The sequence below is a fragment of the Planotetraspora sp. GP83 genome (assembly GCF_041262585.1).
GTDB lineage: Bacteria > Actinomycetota > Actinomycetes > Streptosporangiales > Streptosporangiaceae > JAOEGB01.
This window is the reverse complement of sequence record NZ_JBGCBZ010000006.1, coordinates 302,724-322,193: the sequence shown is the minus strand read 5'-3', so window position 1 is coordinate 322,193 and position 19,470 is coordinate 302,724. Positions and strand designations below refer to the sequence as shown.

Genomic DNA, 19,470 nt, shown 5'->3' with positions numbered 1-19,470 from the left:
CAGATCACCGGCGGTACATCACGTCGGTGTCCCATCGGGTGAACCCGAGCGACTCGTAAAGCCTGATCGCCGGGGCGTTCTCCTCGTCCACGTAGAGCATCACCTGCGCCAGGCCCAGCGAGCGCAGGTGCGCCAGCCCGGCGAGCGTCAGCGCGCGGCCCAGCCCCGTCCCCCGCTCCGCCGGGTCCACCCCCACGACGTACACCTCGCCGATCGGCTCGTGGGCGTGCTCCCCGTCGCCGTGGACCTTGGTCCAGTGGAACCCCGCCAGCGAGTCCTGCCGTACGGCGAGGAAGAATCCGGCGGGGTCGAACCACGACTCCTGCTCCCTGCGCTTGAGGTCGTCGATCGTCCACGTGCCCTGCTCCGGGTGCGTGGCGAAGGCCAGGGCGTTGAGCGCCACCCACGCCTCCTCGTCCTGTCCCGGCACGAAGGTGCGCAGCCGTACGCCGTCGGGGAGGGCGGCGGTGGGCAGCGGCGCGAACAGCGACCGGCGCATCTGCCACAGGGAGCGGGCGCGCGTGAAGCCCGCGCTCGCCGCCAGACTGGAGGCTGCGGGGTGATCGCCGTGAGCCCACAGCCTGAGCCGCCCGCCGCTCTGCTCCAGCACCGCCTCCAGCAGCCGCTGTCCGAGACCGCGCCCGCGGAACGCCGGGTGAATCACCAGTTCGCCGCTCGGCCCCTCGACCGGGTCGGTCGGGTCCAGGTGCGCGAACCCCGCGAGCTCCACCGGCTCCCCACGATCGCCGGCGAGATCCCCAACGCCGTCGTCACCGCTGGCGCCGTCCGGGACGGCCGCTCCGTCCGCGGCGGCATAGATCAGTACGGCTCTCGCCCCGGGGTCGCCGCCGTAGCGCAGATGCAGCATCACGTGCTCGTTGAGCGGACGCACGCCGTCCGCCTCGGTGGCCGCCTCGACCAGCGCGAGCACGGCTGCCACCTGCTCGTCACCAAGCCGTTCCAAAATCTCCACGCGCGCGTTCATGTCTCGCACACTAGGTGATCGTCCATCGTCGAGCACGGCCGGGTTCTGGCAACATCCGCCATGTGCGAACCCCCTGAATCGTTATCTCTGCGCCATTTGATGCTTAGATCACGGCTTTACTGTCGAGAACCATGACCCCAGCATCCCTTACGCGACTGGCCGTCGCCGGTGCCGCCGCGGCGTGTCTCGCGGCACTCACCGCCGGACCGGTCAGCGCGGACCCCGTTCGCCAGAACGTTCCCCAGAACGCCAAGGGCACGAAGGCCGTACCGGTCCGGTTGCTCTCCATCAACGACCTGCACGGCAACCTGGAGCCCCCGACCGGCTCCGGCGGCCGTATCGTCAACGAGACCGGCCAGACGGTCGACGCCGGCGGCGCGGCCTACCTCGCCACCCACATCAAGCAGCTTCGCGACCAGAACACGGTGCTGGTCGCCGCCGGTGACCTCATCGGCGCGTCGCCGCTGATCTCGGCCGCCTACCACGACGAGCCGACGGTCGCCCTGCTCGACAAGCTCGGCCTTGAGGCGTCGTCCGTCGGCAACCACGAGTTCGACGAGGGCATCACCGAGCTCAGGCGCATCATGAACGGCGGATGCCACCCGGTCGACGGGTGCTCGCCGGAGGGCACGTGGAAGGGTTCCAGCTTCGACTACCTGGGCGCCAACGTCCTCAAGGAGAAGAGCGGCAGGTACGCCCTGCCGCCCTTCTACATCAAGAAGATCAATGGCGTGAAGATCGGCTTCATCGGCCTCGTCACCCAGACCACCCCGAGCATCGTCACCGCGTCCGGCATCCAGGGGCTGAAGTTCGCCGAGGAGGTCTCCTCCGCCAACAAGGTGTCGAAGTACCTCGCCCGCAGGGGTGTGAAGGCGCAGGTCGTGCTCGTCCACGAGGGCGACTCGGTCACCCCCGGCCAGAGCCCGGACGCCTGCCCCGTCACCCCGGGGAACGGCTCGCGGATCGCCGGCCAGCTCGACCCGCAGATCGACCTGGTCATCAGCGGCCACTCGCACCAGGCGTACATCTGCAAGACCAAGGACCCGGCCGGCCAGGACCGCTACTACACCCAGGGGTCGTCGTTCGGCCGCGTCATCACGCAGATCGACTTCCAGGTCGACCGCAGGACGCACGACGTGATCCGTTCCAGCGTCGTCGCCGACAACCACGTGGTGACGCGCACGGTGACGCCCGACCCCGAGACCGCGGCCTTTGTCCAGACCTGGAAGGACCGCGTCGCGACGGTCGCCAACAAGAAGATCGGCACCATCACGGCGAACATCGGCCGTGACGTGACCGGCGGCGCCGAGTCCCCCCTGGGCGACCTCATCGCCGACGCGCAACTCGAGGCCACCAAGACCGGCGGGAACGCCGAGATCGCGCTGATGAACCCGGGCGGCGTCCGCGCCGACCTGACCTACGCCCAGAGCGGTTCCGAGGGCGACGGGGTCGTGACGTACGGCGAGGCCTTCACGGTCCAGCCGTTCAACAACCTCATGCAGGCCGTCACGCTCAGCGGAGCGCAGCTCGACGCGCTCCTGGAGCAGCAGTGGACGGCCTCGTCCACCAAGGTCCTGCTGCCGTCCGCCTCGCTGACCTACACCGCCGACCTGACCAAGCCGATCGGCTCGCGGGTCTCCGGCATCAAGATCAACGGAACCGCCGTGACCGACGCCCAGCAGATCCGGGTGGCCGCCAACAACTTCCTCGTCGGAGGCGGTGACGGCTTCACGGTCTTCACGCAGGGCACCAACCTGTGGAGCGGCCCGCTCGACATCGACGCGTTCGTCGCCTACTTCGGCGCGCACTCGCCGATCGCTCCGCCGGTCGCCAACCGCATCACGTTCATCAAGTAGCCGTCACACGAGAAGGCCCGCCCCGGGAAACCGGAGCGGGCCTTTCAACAAGCTCAGACGGTACGGCTATCGCCGGGCGGGCTCGGCGGCGTCGGCATGCTGCTCTCCGCCACGGTCGGGGACGAAACGGTAGCCGACGTTGCGGACGGTTCCGATCAGCGCCTCGTACTCGGCGCCGAGCTTGGCCCGTAGACGGCGGACGTGGACGTCGACGGTCCGGGTGCCCCCGAAGTAGTCGTAGCCCCAGACCTCCTGCAGCAGCTGGGCGCGGGTGAAGACCCGGCCGGGGTGCTGGGCGAGATACTTGAGCAGCTCGAACTCCTTGAAGGTCAGATCGAGCGCGCGGCCTCGGAGGCGGGCGGTGTAGGTGGCCTCGTCGATCGCCAGGTCGCCGCTGCGGATCTCGTCCGGCACCTCCTCGGCGGCCGCCAGCGACAGCTTGCCGACGGCCATCCGGAGCCGGGCCTCGACCTCGGCGGGGCCGGCGGTGTCGAGGATGACGTCGTCGACGCCCCACTCGGCGGTCATCGCGGCCAGGCCGCCCTCGGTGACGACGACCATCAGCGGGCAGTCGATCCCGGTGGTCCGCAGGAGCCTGCACAGGCCCTTGGCGTGGACGAGCTCGCGGCGGGCGTCGACCAGGATGGCGTCGGCGGGCGGTGTGTCGATCAGGGCGGAGGCTTCGGCGGGCGCCACCCGGACCGAGTGCAGCAGCAGCCCGAGCGCGGGGAGCACCTCCGCGGAGGGCTCCAATGCATTGGTCAGCAGGAGCAGGTTGCTCACTTCCGCCTCCTTGCCACCTCGTCGGCACGTCGCCGCTTCCGGCGAAACCGCGACAGCCGTACAAACACGTAAGGACCCGGGGGCCACATCGCCCAGGTCCATTAGTTCGTAGGGTAGCCCACAGGATGTTCGCGTCCAATGTGGGTCCATCGTGTAAACAACGCTTCACGCGGACTAACGCCGTAACAGGCCGATCACAGGGCGTGGTCAACCGCGTGACGGGAAGGGAGCTGAGGGGCCGATGGCCACCGGAACGGTCCGATACTGGGCCGCGGCGAAAGAGGCCGCGGGCATCGCCGAAGAGCCTTTCGACGCGGAGACCCTGGCGGATTTGGTTGCCAAAATCACACGAAATCCGCAGATTGAGCGCGTGCTGCGCCGTTCGTCCTTTCTGGTGAACGGCGCGCCGGCGGGCACGCGCGACCCGAGCACGGTGAGCCTTCCCGAAGGCGCCGTGGTCGAGGTTTTGCCGCCCTTTGCCGGGGGATGAGGGCTAGGCTGATCACGAGGTGCTCCCGGAGGAGTTCGGATGCGCAAGTTGGTCGTTTTCCTGATCCTGCTGGCCATCCTGCTCGTCGTCGTCGACCGGGTGGCGGTCGTCGGCGTGCAGCGGGAGATCGCCCGGCAGATAGAGGCGAAGTACGACCTCGCCGAGCCCCCCACGGTGCGGATCGAGGGCATCCCGTTCCTCACTCAGGCCATCTCGGGACGTTACGAGGAGATCGCCATCGGCATGGGCCCCATGACCCGCGAGGGCGTCAAGCTGTCGAAGATCGACGCCACGCTGTACGGTGTGTCCGCCCCGCTGGCCGACCTGCTCAAGAACGCCGAGAAGACCCGGATCAGGGCCGAGCGCGTCACGGGCACCATCGTGATCTCCCGGGAGACCTTGTCCGCCCGTGCGCCGCATGGCATCCGCGTGGAGGGAGACGGCGGCGACACGCTGAAGGTCTCCGGGAACCTCACCGTCCTCGGGCGGACCGTGCCGGTCACCGCGGACATGAAGCTCGAAGTCGTCCAGGGCGGTGTGCGGCTCACCCCGGCCAGCGTGAAGATCGCGGGCGGCATCTCGGTCCCCAGCCCGGAAAGGCTCATCACCTTCACCGTCCCCGTGAAGAACCTTCCGCTCAATCTGAAGATCACATCCGTGAAGTCGACGCCCCAGGGCCTCGCGGTAGAGGGCACGGCGACCGATGTCCCGCTCAGATGATCCCGGTGATCCGAGCAATCCTCATGAACCGGACGGCCCCGCCGTACGTGAAGAGGGTGTGAGTCCAGCCCGAACCGCCGACGAGGAGCTCATACGGGCGCTTTTCGAGGATCACGGAGGGCCGTTGTACGGCTACGTGCTGCGGCTGACGGGCGATCCGGGCAGGGCGGAGGATGTCGTGCAGGAGACGCTACTGCGGGCGTGGCGGCACCCTTCCGTGCTGGAGGGGCGCCCGGTCCGCGCGTGGCTGTTCACCGTCGCCCGCAACCTCGTCGTCGACCAGCACCGGGCTCGCCAGTCGCGGCCGAAGGAGACGAGCGACGAGGCATTGGCCGTCCTGCCCGCCGACGACGAACTGGAGAAGGCCGTCGAATCGTGGGGGATCGCGGACGCCCTCGCCTCGCTGAGGCCCGAGCACCGAGAGGTGCTTCTGGAGACGTACTACCGGGGGAGATCGGTGAAGGAGGCGTCGGAGATCCTGGGGATCCCGCCGGGAACGGTCAAGTCGCGCACCTACTACGCGCTCCGGGCCCTGAAGCTCGCCCTGGAGGAACGGGGGCTCGCGCCATGACCTGTGACGACGTGCGGATGTCGCTCGGGGCCTACGTCCTCGGGGCGCTGGACGACGAGGAGGCCGCCCAGGTCGAGGAGCACCTGGACGGGTGCCCGGCGTGCCGTGCCGAGCTGGCCGAGCTGTCGGGGCTGCCGCCCTTGCTCGCCCGGGTCTCCGAGGAGGACATCCAGCACGCGGGCACGCCCCCGCGGGCCGTACTGGACCGGCTGGTCGCCGCGTCGGCCAGGCGCAGCCGCCGGTCCCGCGTGCTGCTCGCCCTGGCCGCGTCGGTCGTGGTCGCGGCACTGGGCGGCACGGCCTGGCTGGGCACAGTGCACACGGAGTCGCAGGAGACCTCAGCGGCCGGAGGCGCGCTGGCCCCGGTGGCCTCCGACGCCCGACCTGAGGTCGACAGCAGGATCGCCGATCCGAATCTGCTGACCGCGCCGGCCTCGCCCGCTCCATATACCAACATGAAGATTTCATCGGTCGACCGTGGGCACACGAACGGGAAGTTCCGCCTGGAGGTGCGGCTCACCCCGGATGCCGGCGGGACCACCGTCATGGCGGAGGTCTACGGGGTGCCCGTCGGCACGCACTGTCAGTTGCACGCGGTCGGCTTCGAAGGCACCAGGTCGCCCGTCGGTAGTTGGACGGTGGCGGCGGCCGACTACCACGGGCGCAAGGCCGAGTTCGGCGGCTCGACGGATCTTCAGATCGGGGAGATCCAGCGCTTCGAACTGCTCACTTCCACCGGCCGCATCCTGGTGACCGTCCCGATGTGACGCGCATGTCGTCACGCCTCGGGGTTCACGGGAATGAATCGGGGCGAGGGATGGGTTCCAGACCGTGATGGCAGGAATCGTTGTCCTGGGTGTGACGCTCGTCGTGGGCGTGCTCATCGGGCTCGTCATGAGGCGCCGCGACGGGAGGCTGCGTGCCGTGAGGCAGCCGGATCAGGCATCTACCGATGAACGTGCGCGTTCGGCGGTGACCAGCGGCGACATCGGCGCCGACCTGGGGGAGCGGGCCACGCTGGTCCAGTTCTCCACCGCGTTCTGCCAGCCGTGCCGGGCGACCCGCCGCGTCCTCGATGAGGTGGCCGCGATGGTGCCCGGCGTGCGCCACGTCGAGATCGACGCGGAGTCGCGGCTCGACTTGGTCAAGCGTTTTGACGTTATGCGCACCCCAACGGTCCTCATACTGGACCATTCCGGACATATCGTGAAGAGGGCGTCAGGTCAGCCGAGGAAGGTGGACGTCATCGCCGCCATCGGCGTCGCCGTCGATGGACCGTCTCACGAATTGTCTCAGTAAGCGGACAGCGTGTGACAGATGGCGAGACGACGGGTACTGTCATGGTCATGACTCCCACGACAGAGCTGCTCACAAAGCGGCGCGCGGTTGATTTCTGCCGCGTCGCCACCTCGCTCTGTCGCATGGCCTGAGGGTGATTCCCGCGGCTCACCGCCGCATTCCGTGAATCCTTCAGGAGCATCCCACGATGCAAATCGACCCTCGCGGCCCCCGATTTGGGGCAGCCATAACGACTCTGGTTCTCGCGCTTGTCCTGGTGACGCGCAGCCCCTGGCTGCTCGCCGTCCAGACGCTCGTGTTCGCGCTCGGTGCCTTCGACGCCTCTCCGTACGGGCTTCTCTTCAGGAAGCTGGTGCGCCCGAGGCTCGGACCGCCGAGTGAGCTGGAGGATGCCGCGCCACCGCGCTTCGCGCAGGTTGTCGGGCTCGGGTTCGCGATCGTGGGTCTGATCGGGTTAGCGACGGGGATCACACCGCTGGCTCTGGGTGCGACAGCAGCGGCACTGCTGGCCGCCTTTCTCAACGCAGCCTTCGGCTTCTGCCTCGGCTGCGAGATGTACCTGATCATCCGCCGTCTACAACCTGGGAGAATTCAATGAGCCGCTCCGCCGTTCTGGTGGACGCCGACTGGGTCGAGGCCAACCTCGACACGCCGGGTGTCGTGCTCGTCGAGGTCGACGAGGACACCAGCGCCTACAACAAGGGTCACATCCGCGGTGCCGTGAAGATCGACTGGAAGCAGGACCTGCAGGACCCGGTCCGCCGTGACTTCGTCGACAAGGCCGGCTTCGAGGCCCTCCTGTCGTCCCGTGGCATCGCCAATGACGACACCGTCGTTCTCTACGGTGGCAACAACAACTGGTTCGCCGCCTACGCCTACTGGTACTTCAAGCTCTACGGCCACGAGAACGTGAAGCTGCTCGACGGCGGCCGCAAGAAGTGGGAGCTCGACTCCCGCGAACTGGTCGAAGAGGTGCCCAGCCGCTCCGCCACGACCTACACGGCCAAGGACCAGGACCTGTCGCTCCGCGCCTTCCGCGACGACGTCGTGGCCGCGATCGGCAAGCAGAACCTGGTCGACGTGCGCTCGCCCGACGAGTTCTCCGGCAAGCTGCTCGCTCCGGCCCACCTCCCGCAGGAGGCGGCGCAGCGCGGCGGTCACGTGCCCACCGCTCGCAACATCCCGTGGTCCAAGGCGGCCAACGACGACGGCACCTTCCGCTCCGACGACGAGCTGAAGGACCTCTACGCCGGCGAGGGCGTCGACTTCGGCAAGGACACCATCGCGTACTGCCGCATCGGGGAGCGCTCGGCGCACACGTGGTTCGTGCTGCACGAGATCCTCGATCAGGCCAATGTCAAGAACTACGACGGTTCGTGGACCGAGTACGGCTCGCTCGTGGGCGTGCCGATCGAGCTGGGAGAGGCCCGCTGATGACTGTTCAAGGTTGCGCCGCACCGGAGCAGACCGTGGCACTGCCGGCAGGCATCGACCTGTCGACGCAGGCCGTGATCCAGGGCGTCGTCTCCGGCGCCGGTACGGCTTACGCCCGCCTGCTCGACCACTCCGGCGAGTTCACCGGTGAGGTCGTCGTCTCCGACGAGGGCATCTTCCGCTTCTTCGCCGCCCCGGGCCAGTGGACCGTCCGCATCATCGCGGGCGGTGGCATCACGAAGGACATCTCGGTCGAGGCCAAGCTCGGCGAGGTCGCCCAGCTCGCCGTCGCCGTCTGACCTGTCTGATCCGAAGTCTGATCAAAGCCCCGAAAGGCCGGTGCGTCCCCACGGACCCACCGGCCTTTCCGCTTGCCTAGAGGACTGGTTCCTTACTGGCGTGTGAGCAATGCGACATTGGGCGCTGACGGCTAACCATCCGCATCGGGCTGTGATTGGTCGTTTACCCCCCACTACTCGTCGTTTCGTATTACGTTTGCTAGCGTGGAGGTGCACAAGTCCGCGCTCAAGCACGGAGTCGTCTACGAGGACGTTGTTCATGCGGTGACCAGGTTCTTGGTCGCCTACTCGCTCACGGACGAACATGGTGGAGGGCCACGGCGAGAGCTACGACTTGGGCCGGATCGTGCGGGGAACCTGCTGGAAACGGTTGTGCTCCTCTTGGATGACGACCGAGAGTTGGCTATCCATGCGATGCGGATGAGGCTCAAATATCGAGAGCTGTTGCCATGAGGGGGTGGGAGCGATGCCTGGAGAGGAGAGGAAGATTCCTACATCGGGCGGTGTGCCGATAACCGATGAGCTTATCGACGAACTCGCGGACGAGGCTGTCGAAGGTTATGAGACAGACACGCTTCGACGTCGCGGAGGTCGACGGCCGATGGGTTCGGCACCTGCGGACGTTGTTCCAGTGCGGCTGGATCCCGATCTGCGCTCCGCGTTGCTTACAAGGGCCAAGCACGATCACACCAGTGCCAGCGAAGTGATCCGCCAGGCGCTGCGGGCATGGCTCGACGTGGCCTGATCCCACGCCTTCGGCTGCCGCTCGCGCATCGCGGCTTCGATGAGCGGGTCATCGACGTCGATGTTGTGCGGCTCACGTGCACAATGTGTACATCGGTAGTGGGGTCTGGCCGTATGTTGGCCGCCACTCCAGAACCACCACTGTCTTGTGCGTTTCCACGAGTACGGTGAGTATTACGTGGTAGACGTAATACGTGAGTGGAGCGAACGCGATGCGGCTCAACAGCAAGGGTCAGGTCACCATCCCCGCAGAGATCCGCGCGAAGTACGGGCTGCATGAGGGCGATGAAGTCGACGTGATCGAAGTCGGTAACACCTTGCAGATCGTGCGCCGGGAGTCGAGCGCTACGCGAGGACAACGCGCCACCCGCCGGCTTCGCGGCACCGCCACGACCCGCATGACGACTGATGAGATCATGGAGATGCTGCGTGGCGAGTAGCCTGCGCCTGATGGCGGAGCGTGTCACGCTGGTTGACTCCTGTGTCCTCCTGGACATCGCCACGAATGACGCGAAGTGGGCGGACTGGTCGGACCATGCGGTCGCGCAAGCGCGTGACGAGGGTCGCGTCGTCATCAATCCGGTTGTATACGCAGAGGTGTCGGTCGGGTTCTCTACCATTGAGGCTTTCGATCAGGTGTTGCCCCCGGAGGACTTCGAACGTGAAGACGTTCCCTACGAGGCTGCCTTTCTTGCGGGGAAGGCGCACCTCGCCTACCGCCGACGTGGCGGCGAGAAGAGGTCTCCACTTCCCGATTTCTTCATAGGTGCACACGCAGCCGTGCGGAAGTACCGCCTCCTGACCCGCGACCCGGCGCGGTATCGCACCTACTTCTCCGGGCTTGAGGTGATTGCGCCGTAAAGGGGCCACTTCGAGGGGATGTTGAGGATGTGATGCCAGGGGAACCGATAACATGCGGCAGATGTCCGAAACGTCGGCGCTTTCCCTTCCCAGCCAGGCTGCCGCACCACGTAGGTCGTCCTGGATGCTGTCGCCGTACGCGCTGCCTGCGCATGCCTTACGCATCGCCGCCAGGTGCGCGCTGCCGCTGATCATCTGGTTCTCCCTGGGCCGTCTCGTGCGCTGGGGGCTGCTCCTGCTGGCGGCGACCCTCTCGCACGGATCGTGGTACCAGGCGCGGCTCATCGTCGTGGTCTTCCTGTTCACCCTGGTCGTGATGACCTCGCTGGCCACGACCGTGGGCATGCTGTACGTGATCCGGGATGCCCTGATGGAGACCCGGGCCCGCCGGGAGGCGGACGAGGGCCGGGAGACCCTGTTGGGGGCCCTCAACCGGACGGCGCTCGTGTTCGCCGGCATCTACATGACGTGGGGGTTCGTGCTGGAAGATGTCCGCGAGTTCTGGAACCTGGATGTCTTCCGGCAGCCGGATGCGGTCTTGGTCGACGCGCTCGCCCGCCGGGAGAACACGGTGATGGACGGGCTCAGCAGCCTCGACGTCAAGGTGTCGCTCGTCGCGATGGGTGTGGCCTACCTGGTGAAGACCTTCTTCGGCCGCCGCCACGACGCGGGCAACGGCCGCTTCTCCGGGATTCTTGCCACATTCGGAGAGCTTGCGTTCGTCTTCTACGGGATCAACGCGACGGTCACGGCGGTGGGGGCTCGCTCTGACTGGATAGGCAGCCGTGCTGTCGTCGCGGGCTGGCACGACTGGGTGGGGAAGGTCGAGGCGAGCGTTCCCGGCTGGAAGCCGTTCTGGGACTTTGCCGGCGAGGTCTGGCCGTACGTCATCGATGCCCTCGCCGCTCCGCTCGCCTGGCTGACCGTCGGCATCCTGGTCTACGGAGCGTACGCGGAGGACACGCGGACCACGATCAGAGGAACGCGCCTCGAACGTGCCGCGGTCCACATCGAGCGCACGCACAGCCTGACGCGGCGCGCGTTGACCAAGCTGACCGCCGGATGGACGGAACGCTGGATCCCGCTCCTCAACTCCCTCCGGCTCACCGCACGTGGAGGCGCCCCGCTGTTCGGCCTTTTCGCGCTGTGCTATGTCGGGCTGCACATCGGTGGCGACTATCTCGGTAGGGCCGGTCGCTATCTCGTGGCGAGCGATAAGCCGTATTTCTGGTTCGTGACCGACGTGCCCGTCGACTTCGTCAAGGACCTGGCAGTGACCACGCTGTCGATGTGCCTCATCGCGGCGACATTCGACCTGGCGGCGAGCAGGGACCGGCTCAGCCGATAGTCGTTTTGGTCAGCGCAGGAACCGTAGCACCTGGTCCATTTTCTCTTCGGATTCCACCGAGTCCTTCATCATGTCCGCCACCGACTGGCCAGGAACGCTGCGCGCCGAGCTCGGGCGCAGCAGGACCTGGACTTCGCCGGCGACAGAAGGGGGAACCACACCCATCAGTTCGATCCGGTACGGCGTGCCGACCTTGTTGTCCGTAGTGTCAGGGGGAGTCTCGTCGTGGACTCCTTGGGTGAGCCAGATGCGACCGGACCGGTCCGTCAACCTGACTTCCGGCGCACCGTGCCGGATCGCTCCCTCGCCGTCCAGGGCAGTTCTTGTGGCGACGACCTTCATCCACTGGCGATCGGAGGTGGCCGGCTTACCGGTCGGATCGGGGATGCGTTCCAGCGTGACCTGCCAGGACACGTGCTGCCACGTGCCCGCCTGACCTGGCTGGATCGTGTGGATCTGATCTTCCGGCTGACCGTATTGGAAGACCCGGTAGCCGAACCATCCGGGGAGGCCAACGGCCAGAACGACGGCCACCAGGGCGCCAGCCCCCAGCAGGGCGGTCCGCCGCCCGCGAAGAGTCACCGCGTGCCCTGCGGCAGGCGGCTCGGCAGGAGACGCCTGGACGTCAGGCTGCTGGATGTCAGGCGGCGCGGGCGGCGGTGGGGTGGGGGACGGCTGGACGATAGGCGGAGGCATGGTCGCGGGCCGCGTTCCCCTGAGTGCGGGGAAGGGCTGCGTCGACCTGTCCTGTTCCTCCTCGGGCTCAGGCTCGGGTTCGGGTGGCCATACCCGCCGGTCCCGCGGCCCCTTGAGCGTGCCGGGGATCGGTATCGCCGCAGGCTGGGGCAGCGGGCCGCTGTAGGTGATGTCGCTGATGTCGGTGGGCTGGCTCGGCGGCGGCGCGAACCAGTCGCGCGTGTTCTGACGGCCTTCGGTCGGCTTTCGGCCCATGGGTGCCCCGGTCATGAGGTCTTGTTCACGAGTGAGTGGTACTCCTCCGCCTGAGAGACGAGTCGCGTGGCGGTGTCGTCGGAAAGGCCCAGGTCGATCTCCGCCTCAGGCGCGAAGTTGTCCACGACGATGGCGGAGACCGGTGGGATGAAGACCAGTCGCGCTCCGGGCAGCGCCTCCCCGGGCACTTCGAAGACCAGGACACCGCTGGACCAGAATCCCGGCTGGAACCACTTGTTGAAGAGCGTGAGGCTTTCGTCCACCTTGTCGGTGGGCTGGTAATGCTGGCCGTCCGCGGTCAGGAGCACCGGAGGGCCGAGCTTGCTCAACTGCATGGGCTCGCGGGGGGTGGTTGCGGAGACGTTCACCAGGAGGAACAGGTTGCTGGTGCCGACCTTGGTCACGTTGCCGCTGAAATTCTTGGTGTCCACGGCTTTGGCGGCCGAGACCGATGTCACCTTCACAGTGAAGCGGTTCGTCTCCACTACCTGACCCGGCTCGCCTCTCGTCGTGAGGAACGAGTTGCGCTGCTCGAAGGACATGGCGAAGGTCTGGGCGTAGACCGCGGCCGCGGCGAGCGAGATACCGATGACAACGCCCAAGGCGCGTCGGGTCATGTTCTTCTTGGCCGGAGGTTTCTTGGAGGCCCGTTGTGCCGTCCTGGTCTCCGGGTGTGTCACCGCCGTCACCCGAGCTCCTGCCGTACGGGAAGGGAGACCTGTGCGGCCACCGCAGGCACGAACGTGTCCTGCTTGTCGTCGCTTACAAGCTCCCAGTAGTGAGTCTGGTCCCGCAACCCGAAGGATTCGTAGGAGAAGCGCCCCACATCAACGGTGATCTCCGTAGGAGCTGTGGCGCTGGGCTCCAGCTCATACTTCACCACCACGGTCGTCGTTATCCCCGGATGAAGTTGCTGGCTCTTGATGCCGTAGCTGATCACCGAGGCCTGGGCGCCGTACTTGGTCTTGATCTCGGGTTTCGTGCGGAGCAGCGAGCCGGCGAAGCCGCCAATGGGGGAGAACTTGCCCCCGGGTGCCGGAACAGTCCCGACATAGGTCGTTTTGTCGCCCTTGTTGGTGACTTTTAGGACGAGTTCCAGGTAGCGCTTGGAGCCGCCGAAATCGTCCTTCTCGGTGGTGTCGATGGCCTTGATGAACTGGGTGCGGAACTGGCCCTGGTCGATCACCTGGCCCTGGGCGACCTTGGGCGCCGGCTCCTCCGGGGCGTCCTTCAACCCGCCGAACAAGGCGGTGACCCCGAGCCCCGTCGCGCCCAGCGCGGAGGCGACCGGGACCAGGACCGGGCGTCGGCGGCGGGAGCCACGAGGGGGTGACGTCATGGCAAGGGATGGTAGTACGCCCACACTGACACCATCCGGCGCATTCGTCCCACCGGTGGCCGGAATTACGTCCGAATGGCGAGAAGCCCGTACTGACAGGGCTTTCAGCTCCTACGCTGTGACCGAGGCGGACATGGAGGGCCCGTGGGCGACCCGCACCCCGAGCATGCCCAGCTTCAGGCAGACCGCATCTACCTGGGCTGGCAGTACGCTCTGCTGTACCCGGATCCGGGACCGCCGCCAAAGCGCCCGGCCCGGGAGGATGTGGCTGAATCCCCCACGTCCCCGACGTCCCCGACCGAGCCCCCCGCCGACGCGGAATGGGTCCGGCGGGAGCGGCTCCAGGAGGATCTGCTCAACCGTCCGGTCCGGTTCTTCCGTACGTTCATGGCGGTCGTGGCGGCGGGCATCCTCATCTTGGGCGTGACGGGGCTGCTCACGTGGTCGTTCGTGTTACTCGGCCTGGTGGCGTCGGGCGGTGTCGCCGCGATCTGCAGCTACGCCATCCATCAGGGCCACCGGGCCGTCAACGCCCGGGTGAGCGAGCGCCGCGCGAGAGCCGAGCGTGAGCGGGAGCGCCGCGAGCGCGAGATGGTGACGGCCCAGGAGGAGCACGCCGCGAAATACCGCGACTGGGCCGAGAAGAAGAGCATCTTCGACAGGCAGCTCACCTGGTATGCGGTGGCCGTACCCGACGAGATCGACCGCGTGGACGTGGCCGGCGGGACGCTGCCCGGCTGGTCCGCCCTGATCACGCTGATCGGCGCGACCCGCCTCTACAGCGGCGGCCACCTGACCGTGCTCGACCTGTCCGAGGGCGCGATCGCCAAGGACCTCATCGAACTGGCCAAGCGAGGCGGCGACGACCCGCTCGTCTGGGTGTTACCGGTGGACCTGCCGAAGCTCGACCTGGGCGCGACGCTCAAGCCTGAGGCGTTCGCCGACGTGCTGGCCCACGTCGTGAGCGTCAGCGAGGAGACGAGCAGGGACATCGGCTTCGACAACGCGATCCTGGAGCGGGTCCTGGAGGTCCTCGGCGAGAATGCCACGATCAGCCAGGTCACCGCCGCGCTCAGGGCGCTCGCGCAGGTGGGCGACCCGCGCGACGACATGAAGTACGGCCTGCTGACCGCGACCCAGCTCGAACGCATCGGCACGCTCTTCGGCCGCGGCGTGGCCGACCGCGTGGTGATCGAGCGGGCCTGGGCACTGGAGTCGCAGCTACGCAAGCTGGAGACGCTCGGCTCCGAGGCCGTACGGCTCCCGCCGGCGCGGCTGCGGGTGGTCAGCATGGACCGGCAGGCCGGCGTCTTCGGCAACCGGGTCCTCGGGACCTACGTGGCCACGGCGCTCACCCACATCCTGCGCCAGTCGCCGGCGAGCGAGCGGCCCTGGTATCACACGATCATCGTGGCGGGCGCGGACAAGCTCCGCGGCGACGTGCTCGACCGGCTGATGGACGCCTGCGAGACCTCCCGGACCGGGCTGGTCCTGACCTACCGGAGCCTCACTCCGACCGTGCGCGAGCGTCTCGGCCGGGGCCACGCCGCCGTCGCGTTCATGCGCCTCGGCAACGCGGAGGACGCCCGGGTCGCCAGCGAGCACGTCGGCACCGAGCACCGCCTGGAGCTCGCCCAGCTCACCGAGACGTTCAGCTCGGCCGTCCACGGCCCCAGCGGCTTCTACACCTCGACCGTGAGCGCCGGCCGTACGGGAACGGAGGAGAAGGGCGAGGGGGACCTCAAGGAGGACATCACCGAGTCGACAGAGTGGGGACGCAACGCCACGCAGGTCGCGGAAGGGGTGTTGCAGCGGTCCCGCGAGTTCCTGGTCGAGCCCCACCAGCTCCAGCAGCTCCCGACGACCTCCGTGATCGTCACTCACGCGACGGCGGAGGGGCGGCAGGTGCGGCTCGCCGACGCCAACCCGGCGATCCTGACCTTCCCGAAGACGACGCTTGGGGAGTTCGAGGAGGTGCGGCGGGCGGCCCTGGCCCCCAAGGAGCCCGAGCCCGAGCTCGAGCAGCTCGACGAGGACGCCCCGCCGCCCAACCTGGGCCCGCCGCCGCCCCGGCTCGACTGGCGCAAGCGGCCATGACGGTGGTCACGACACCGTTCGCATCCGGTAAGGGCATGGTCAACCGGGATGTGCGCCGTTGATCGTTCCAAGAGTCTTTCCCCTGTTCATCGTCGAGTGAGGGGTCTCATGCATCCGTTCCCCCTGAGCGGGCCGTGGTACCGGATTCAGGCCATCACCGCCCCGTCGCGGAGCTCGTCGGCGGAGTGGGACTTCGTCACGGTCCTGCCCGCCGTTCTGTCCGCGGCCCAGCGCAACCGCCCGTTCGTCATCGGCTGGCTGTCACGCGGCTCCGGCGCGCCGCTCGAGCTGATCACCAACGCCGGGCCGCTCACGCCGCCGCGGCCGCCCAAGCGCGCGGTCGCGTCCGTCGACGCGCCGGTCACCGGACCGCAGCCGCTGCTCTTCCCGGGCGGCGCCCGCGGGGTCGAGATCGGCGAGGAGTGGCTGGCCGACCTGGCCGACCTCGTCTGGACACCCTGTCCCGGCCGCCAGGCGCCCCCGCTGTACGGCAGGCGCGAGCCCGAGCACGACGAGACCAAGCGGCCCACGCTCTTCGAGTCGACCCTTGTCACGCTGATGTCCCGGCCGTTCGGCTGGGTGGTCGTGGCCGAGCCGACCGACCTGCTCGACGACGAGGTCACCCACCTGCGCACCCAGCTCAACGTGCTCCGGCAGTACGGCGATGCCTCCGAGAGGTCGCGGTTCGACGCCGAGCGGGCCGAGCGACGGATGCAGGAGCTCGACGCCTTCCGCGAGGCCGGCCTGTGGAACGTGCGAGTGCTGGCGGGCGCGGCCGGGCCGGACGAGCTGCGGCAGATCGCCCCCGTCCTGGTCGGCTCCGTCGAGATGAGCCACCACCCCTACCGGCTGCGCAGCGCCATGTCCCTGCCCAGACTCTCCGGTCCCAGGGCATCCGAGACCGGCCTTTCCGGCCCCGCTCATCCCGCCCTCTCGGGACCCGTTCTCTCCGTACCGGCCGTGCCGGCTCCCGGCGTTGCGGGGCCCGAGCGTGGCGTCACGGCCGGCGAGTCCGTGTACGGCTTCGCCGAGGCGCTGGCCGTCAACCTGGAAGACCCGGCCGACGGGGCGGCGGCGCCGTTCGCGGCCACGGCGGGCGCGCTGGCCGCTCTGGCGGGCCTGCCGCGCCGCGAGGTGCCGGGGGTGCGGGTCCTCGACGCGGGCTTCTTCGACGTGACGAGCGAGGCCGAGGTCGAGGGCTGCACCGAGTTGGTCGACCTCGGCGCGATCGTCGACGGGCAGGACCGGGCGGTCGGAACGTTCCGCGTGCCGCTGGCCACCCTCAACCGCCACGCGTTCGTCACCGGAGCCACCGGATCGGGGAAGTCCCAGACGGTCAGGCACCTGCTGGAGGAGCTGACCAAGGCGGGCATCCCCTGGCTGGCGATCGAGCCGGCCAAGTCGGAATACGCCGCGATGGCCGGACGGGTCGAGCACCTCGCCCCGCTCACCGTCATCAACCCGTCGGCGCCGGACAACGTGCCGTTCAGCGTCAACCCGCTCGCGCCGGAGCCGGGCTATCCCGTGCAGGCGCACATCGACATGGTCCGGGCGCTGTTCATGGCCGCCTTCGACGCCGAGGAGCCGTTCCCGCAGATCATGTCGCTGGCGCTCCAGCGGGTCTACGAGGCCAACGGCTGGGATGTGGTCACCGGCGGCGGCATTCCCGGCGCGGCGGTGCAGCCGGCCGTCCCGACCCTCGAACAGCTCCAGCAGCACGCCCTCGAGGTGATCCAGGAGATCGGCTACGGCAACGAGGTCCAGGCCGACGTCGAGGGTTTCATCAGCCTCCGGCTGCGCAGCCTGCGGGTGGGCAGTGCCGGCAGGTTCTTCGAGGGAGGCCATCCGGCGGACATCGGCGGCCTGCTGCAACGCAACGTCGTGCTCGCCATCGAGGACGTGGCCAACGACGAGGACAAGGCGTTCCTCATGGGCACGCTGATCATCCGCATCGTCGAGCACCTCCGGATGCGCGCGAGGCAGGAGCCCCGCCACGAGGAGGGGGGCGCCGGTCTCCGGCACGTGATCGTGATCGAGGAGGCCCACCGGCTGCTCAGGGATCGCGGCGCCCAGCGTGCCTCCACCCACGCCGTTGAGCTGCTGGCGGGGATGCTCGCCGAGATCAGGGCGTACGGCGAGGGCATCATCGTGGCCGAGCAGATCCCCACGAAGCTCGTCTCGGACGTGGTGAAGAACACGGCCCTGAAGGTGGTCCACCGCCTGCCCGCCGAGGACGACCGCCAGCTCGTGGGCGCCGCGATGAACCTCAGCGAGGACCAGTCGCGACAGGTCGTCTCCCTCCAGCCGGGATACGCCGCGGTGTTCGCGGACGGGATGGACCGGCCGCTGCGGATCCAGGTGCCGCTCGGGGAGGACCGCGAGCACCCCATGCTGAGCCCCGTGCCGCCCATCTGCGGCCGCCGGTCGGCCGCGTGCGGGCGAGAATGCCGCACGGGGAAGGCCTGCACGCTGGTCGAGCTCCGCGAGGCCGACCTGCTCGCGGTCGCGCCCGAGTGGGCGTGGCTGCGGATCTGGACGGACACGGTCATTCTGGCCTTCGTGACGAACCGGTCGCTGCCCGGCGTCCCGCGCGTTCTCGCGGACATCTGGGCGGAGCTGCCGGTCAAGCGCCGGGAGTGCCTGCTGGCGACGCTGATCGAGCGTGCCGTCGCCGGCCGGTCCTGGTCGCTGCGCACCTGGTTCGACCCCACGCTCCTCACGGAGAAGGCCGCCGAGGTCGCGGCCGGGCTGCTCGGGCCGGGAAGCCTCCGGGCGAGGGACCTGAGGCCGGAGGACCTGATGCCGGGGAACATGCCGGGGGACATGGTGGGGGACATGGTGGGGGACATGGTGGGGAGCCCGGGGCAGGAGGACTCGATCGGATCGGTTGACGCCGCGCGGCCCATGCGGGCCGGCGACCGTCCCGGCGCGGCGTGGGTCATCCCGCAGGTCCGCTGGTTGCACGAGGTCGATCGGCTGTTCCCCTTCGGCCATCCCGCGCCCAACCTGCGCAGCCCCGCCCCGGCGATGGAGTACGCGCTGTTCGGCACCGACCCCACCGGCCGGCCGTACGCGCACCAGGGACTCAACGGCGGCGTGAACGGGAGCGCCGATGCCGTTGTTCGGGAAAGCGGCGATGTCCAGGCGAGCGCCGACGGCGGCGCCACCGCGGCCGTCAATGGGTCGGGAGGAGGGGACACGGCGGTGGCGGTCGGCGTCCGCACGGAGCTGCTCGGCCACCGGGCCAAGGCGCTGCGCCATCACCCGCTGTCGATGGAGTTCGACCGTAACCGGGCCCTGGCCTGGCGGGCGATCCTCGGCGACGACGAGCACGAGGGCATCCAGAGGGACGTCGCGACCGTCGCCATCGGCGTCGAGCCGCGAGACCGGGTCAAGCACGTCGCCCAGACGATGGGGGCGGGCTGGCTGGAGACCGTGCTGTCCTGGCCACGCCGGTTCGTCCTCCCCTTCGACGGCGAAACCCCCGCCGAGCTGTCCTTTCCCACCCTCGGAGGGTGATCACGCACAGGTTCCCGCACATGGCCGCTCACCTGCCCGCCCCTATGTCGTGATCATGCGCGGATTCCCGCACATGGCCGCTCACCTGCGACGATCCCGTCCGCGACCATGCAGTGCCGTACGGCTCCCGCGTCGCGAGTCGGTCAGCGGTGGCGAGCGAGGCTAGGATCGCGG

22 protein-coding genes are annotated in these 19,470 nt (G+C 68.5%); 17 read left to right on the top strand and 5 right to left on the bottom strand.

Going from position 1 to position 19,470, the window contains the following annotated elements; genetic code table 11:
• Positions 1 to 4: 4 nt before the first annotated feature.
• Positions 5 to 985 (bottom strand): mycothiol synthase, encoded by a 981-nt coding sequence (gene mshD, locus ABH927_RS11850; protein ID WP_370020763.1) that lies wholly within the window; start codon positions 983 to 985, stop codon positions 5 to 7.
• A gap of 131 nt (positions 986 to 1,116) precedes the next feature.
• Between mshD and ABH927_RS11845 the strand changes: the two genes are divergently transcribed.
• On the top strand, positions 1,117 to 2,841 hold the full coding sequence (locus ABH927_RS11845; protein WP_370020761.1) for a bifunctional UDP-sugar hydrolase/5'-nucleotidase: 1,725 nt from the start codon (positions 1,117 to 1,119) through the stop codon (positions 2,839 to 2,841).
• Positions 2,842 to 2,907: 66 nt separating this feature from the next.
• Here the strand turns inward: ABH927_RS11845 and ABH927_RS11840 are convergent, their stop codons facing one another.
• Entirely contained in the window at positions 2,908 to 3,624 is a 717-nt protein-coding gene (locus ABH927_RS11840; protein ID WP_370020760.1) for a winged-helix domain-containing protein, read from the bottom strand.
• A 241-nt stretch (positions 3,625 to 3,865) separates the two neighbouring features.
• On the opposite strand from ABH927_RS11840, the gene ABH927_RS11835 reads away from it, so the two are divergent.
• From ABH927_RS11835 to ABH927_RS11770, 14 genes are all read left to right on the top strand, one after another.
• Complete coding sequence (locus ABH927_RS11835) at positions 3,866 to 4,114, top strand: MoaD/ThiS family protein (protein WP_261587834.1); 249 nt, start codon at positions 3,866 to 3,868, stop codon at positions 4,112 to 4,114.
• 39 nt (positions 4,115 to 4,153) lie between these two features.
• Positions 4,154 to 4,834, top strand: a complete 681-nt coding sequence (locus tag ABH927_RS11830; RefSeq protein WP_370020758.1) for a DUF2993 domain-containing protein — start codon at positions 4,154 to 4,156, stop codon at positions 4,832 to 4,834.
• Positions 4,835 to 4,892: 58 nt separating this feature from the next.
• The gene (locus ABH927_RS11825; RefSeq protein WP_370020756.1) at positions 4,893 to 5,405 is read left to right on the top strand and encodes a sigma-70 family RNA polymerase sigma factor; all 513 of its coding nucleotides are present in this window, start codon (positions 4,893 to 4,895) and stop codon (positions 5,403 to 5,405) included.
• Positions 5,402 to 6,172 carry an anti-sigma factor gene (locus tag ABH927_RS11820; RefSeq protein ID WP_370020754.1) on the top strand — a complete coding sequence of 257 codons (771 nt, stop codon included), beginning with the start codon at positions 5,402 to 5,404 and terminating at the stop codon, positions 6,170 to 6,172. Before ABH927_RS11825 ends, ABH927_RS11820 begins: the two co-directional genes overlap by 4 nt.
• 103 nt (positions 6,173 to 6,275) lie before the next feature.
• Positions 6,276 to 6,704, top strand: coding sequence for a TlpA family protein disulfide reductase (locus tag ABH927_RS11815; RefSeq protein WP_370020752.1), 429 nt, complete (start codon positions 6,276 to 6,278; stop codon positions 6,702 to 6,704).
• Between the two features lie 41 nt (positions 6,705 to 6,745).
• A complete protein-coding gene (locus tag ABH927_RS11810) occupies positions 6,746 to 6,835 on the top strand; it encodes a putative leader peptide (RefSeq protein ID WP_370020751.1) in 90 nt (29 codons plus the stop codon).
• 56 nt (positions 6,836 to 6,891) lie between these two features.
• A complete protein-coding gene (locus ABH927_RS11805) occupies positions 6,892 to 7,302 on the top strand; it encodes a DUF4395 domain-containing protein (protein ID WP_370020749.1) in 411 nt (136 codons plus the stop codon).
• A complete protein-coding gene (locus ABH927_RS11800; protein ID WP_370020747.1) occupies positions 7,299 to 8,138 on the top strand; it encodes a sulfurtransferase in 840 nt (279 codons plus the stop codon). Before ABH927_RS11805 ends, ABH927_RS11800 begins: the two co-directional genes overlap by 4 nt.
• Entirely contained in the window at positions 8,138 to 8,437 is a 300-nt protein-coding gene (locus ABH927_RS11795) for a DUF1416 domain-containing protein (protein WP_370020745.1), read from the top strand. Before ABH927_RS11800 ends, ABH927_RS11795 begins: the two co-directional genes overlap by 1 nt.
• Positions 8,438 to 8,641: 204 nt before the next feature.
• Positions 8,642 to 8,890, top strand: coding sequence for a hypothetical protein (locus tag ABH927_RS11790; RefSeq protein ID WP_370020743.1), 249 nt, complete (start codon positions 8,642 to 8,644; stop codon positions 8,888 to 8,890).
• 13 nt (positions 8,891 to 8,903) lie between these two features.
• On the top strand, positions 8,904 to 9,182 hold the full coding sequence (locus ABH927_RS11785; protein ID WP_370020741.1) for a hypothetical protein: 279 nt from the start codon (positions 8,904 to 8,906) through the stop codon (positions 9,180 to 9,182).
• Positions 9,183 to 9,393: 211 nt separating this feature from the next.
• Positions 9,394 to 9,621, top strand: a complete 228-nt coding sequence (locus tag ABH927_RS11780; RefSeq protein WP_370020739.1) for an AbrB/MazE/SpoVT family DNA-binding domain-containing protein — start codon at positions 9,394 to 9,396, stop codon at positions 9,619 to 9,621.
• Positions 9,622 to 9,631: 10 nt separating this feature from the next.
• On the top strand, positions 9,632 to 10,042 hold the full coding sequence (locus ABH927_RS11775) for a type II toxin-antitoxin system VapC family toxin (RefSeq protein WP_370020737.1): 411 nt from the start codon (positions 9,632 to 9,634) through the stop codon (positions 10,040 to 10,042).
• A 61-nt stretch (positions 10,043 to 10,103) separates the two neighbouring features.
• Positions 10,104 to 11,390, top strand: coding sequence for a hypothetical protein (locus ABH927_RS11770; protein WP_370020735.1), 1,287 nt, complete (start codon positions 10,104 to 10,106; stop codon positions 11,388 to 11,390).
• 9 nt (positions 11,391 to 11,399) lie between these two features.
• Here ABH927_RS11770 and ABH927_RS11765 read toward each other — a convergent pair whose 3' ends face one another.
• Genes ABH927_RS11765 through ABH927_RS11755 form a run of 3 tightly spaced genes read right to left on the bottom strand, consistent with a single transcriptional unit; the run spans position 11,400 to position 13,680 of the window.
• The gene (locus tag ABH927_RS11765; RefSeq protein WP_370020734.1) at positions 11,400 to 12,356 is read right to left on the bottom strand and encodes a hypothetical protein; all 957 of its coding nucleotides are present in this window, start codon (positions 12,354 to 12,356) and stop codon (positions 11,400 to 11,402) included.
• A complete protein-coding gene (locus ABH927_RS11760) occupies positions 12,353 to 13,030 on the bottom strand; it encodes a hypothetical protein (protein ID WP_370020732.1) in 678 nt (225 codons plus the stop codon). The genes ABH927_RS11765 and ABH927_RS11760 overlap by 4 nt, the downstream gene beginning before the upstream one ends.
• Positions 13,027 to 13,680, bottom strand: a complete 654-nt coding sequence (locus tag ABH927_RS11755; protein ID WP_370020730.1) for a hypothetical protein — start codon at positions 13,678 to 13,680, stop codon at positions 13,027 to 13,029. The genes ABH927_RS11760 and ABH927_RS11755 overlap by 4 nt, the downstream gene beginning before the upstream one ends.
• Positions 13,681 to 13,824: 144 nt before the next feature.
• On the opposite strand from ABH927_RS11755, the gene ABH927_RS11750 reads away from it, so the two are divergent.
• Complete coding sequence (locus ABH927_RS11750) at positions 13,825 to 15,777, top strand: hypothetical protein (protein WP_370020728.1); 1,953 nt, start codon at positions 13,825 to 13,827, stop codon at positions 15,775 to 15,777.
• 108 nt (positions 15,778 to 15,885) lie between these two features.
• On the top strand, positions 15,886 to 19,296 hold the full coding sequence (locus ABH927_RS11745) for an ATP-binding protein (protein ID WP_370020726.1): 3,411 nt from the start codon (positions 15,886 to 15,888) through the stop codon (positions 19,294 to 19,296).
• Positions 19,297 to 19,470 lie beyond the last annotated feature (174 nt).

Coding starts and splice junctions, on each gene's coding strand:
- mshD (WP_370020763.1), bottom strand. CDS start 985: ATGAACGCGCGCGTGGAGATTTTGGAACGGCTTGGTGACGAGCAGGTG.
- ABH927_RS11845 (WP_370020761.1), top strand. CDS start 1,117: ATGACCCCAGCATCCCTTACGCGACTGGCCGTCGCCGGTGCCGCCGCG.
- ABH927_RS11835 (WP_261587834.1), top strand. CDS start 3,866: ATGGCCACCGGAACGGTCCGATACTGGGCCGCGGCGAAAGAGGCCGCG.
- ABH927_RS11830 (WP_370020758.1), top strand. CDS start 4,154: ATGCGCAAGTTGGTCGTTTTCCTGATCCTGCTGGCCATCCTGCTCGTC.
- ABH927_RS11820 (WP_370020754.1), top strand. CDS start 5,402: ATGACCTGTGACGACGTGCGGATGTCGCTCGGGGCCTACGTCCTCGGG.
- ABH927_RS11810 (WP_370020751.1), top strand. CDS start 6,746: ATGGTCATGACTCCCACGACAGAGCTGCTCACAAAGCGGCGCGCGGTT.
- ABH927_RS11805 (WP_370020749.1), top strand. CDS start 6,892: ATGCAAATCGACCCTCGCGGCCCCCGATTTGGGGCAGCCATAACGACT.
- ABH927_RS11800 (WP_370020747.1), top strand. CDS start 7,299: ATGAGCCGCTCCGCCGTTCTGGTGGACGCCGACTGGGTCGAGGCCAAC.
- ABH927_RS11795 (WP_370020745.1), top strand. CDS start 8,138: ATGACTGTTCAAGGTTGCGCCGCACCGGAGCAGACCGTGGCACTGCCG.
- ABH927_RS11785 (WP_370020741.1), top strand. CDS start 8,904: ATGCCTGGAGAGGAGAGGAAGATTCCTACATCGGGCGGTGTGCCGATA.
- ABH927_RS11780 (WP_370020739.1), top strand. CDS start 9,394: ATGCGGCTCAACAGCAAGGGTCAGGTCACCATCCCCGCAGAGATCCGC.
- ABH927_RS11775 (WP_370020737.1), top strand. CDS start 9,632: ATGGCGGAGCGTGTCACGCTGGTTGACTCCTGTGTCCTCCTGGACATC.
- ABH927_RS11770 (WP_370020735.1), top strand. CDS start 10,104: ATGTCCGAAACGTCGGCGCTTTCCCTTCCCAGCCAGGCTGCCGCACCA.
- ABH927_RS11765 (WP_370020734.1), bottom strand. CDS start 12,356: ATGACCGGGGCACCCATGGGCCGAAAGCCGACCGAAGGCCGTCAGAAC.
- ABH927_RS11755 (WP_370020730.1), bottom strand. CDS start 13,680: ATGACGTCACCCCCTCGTGGCTCCCGCCGCCGACGCCCGGTCCTGGTC.
- ABH927_RS11745 (WP_370020726.1), top strand. CDS start 15,886: ATGCATCCGTTCCCCCTGAGCGGGCCGTGGTACCGGATTCAGGCCATC.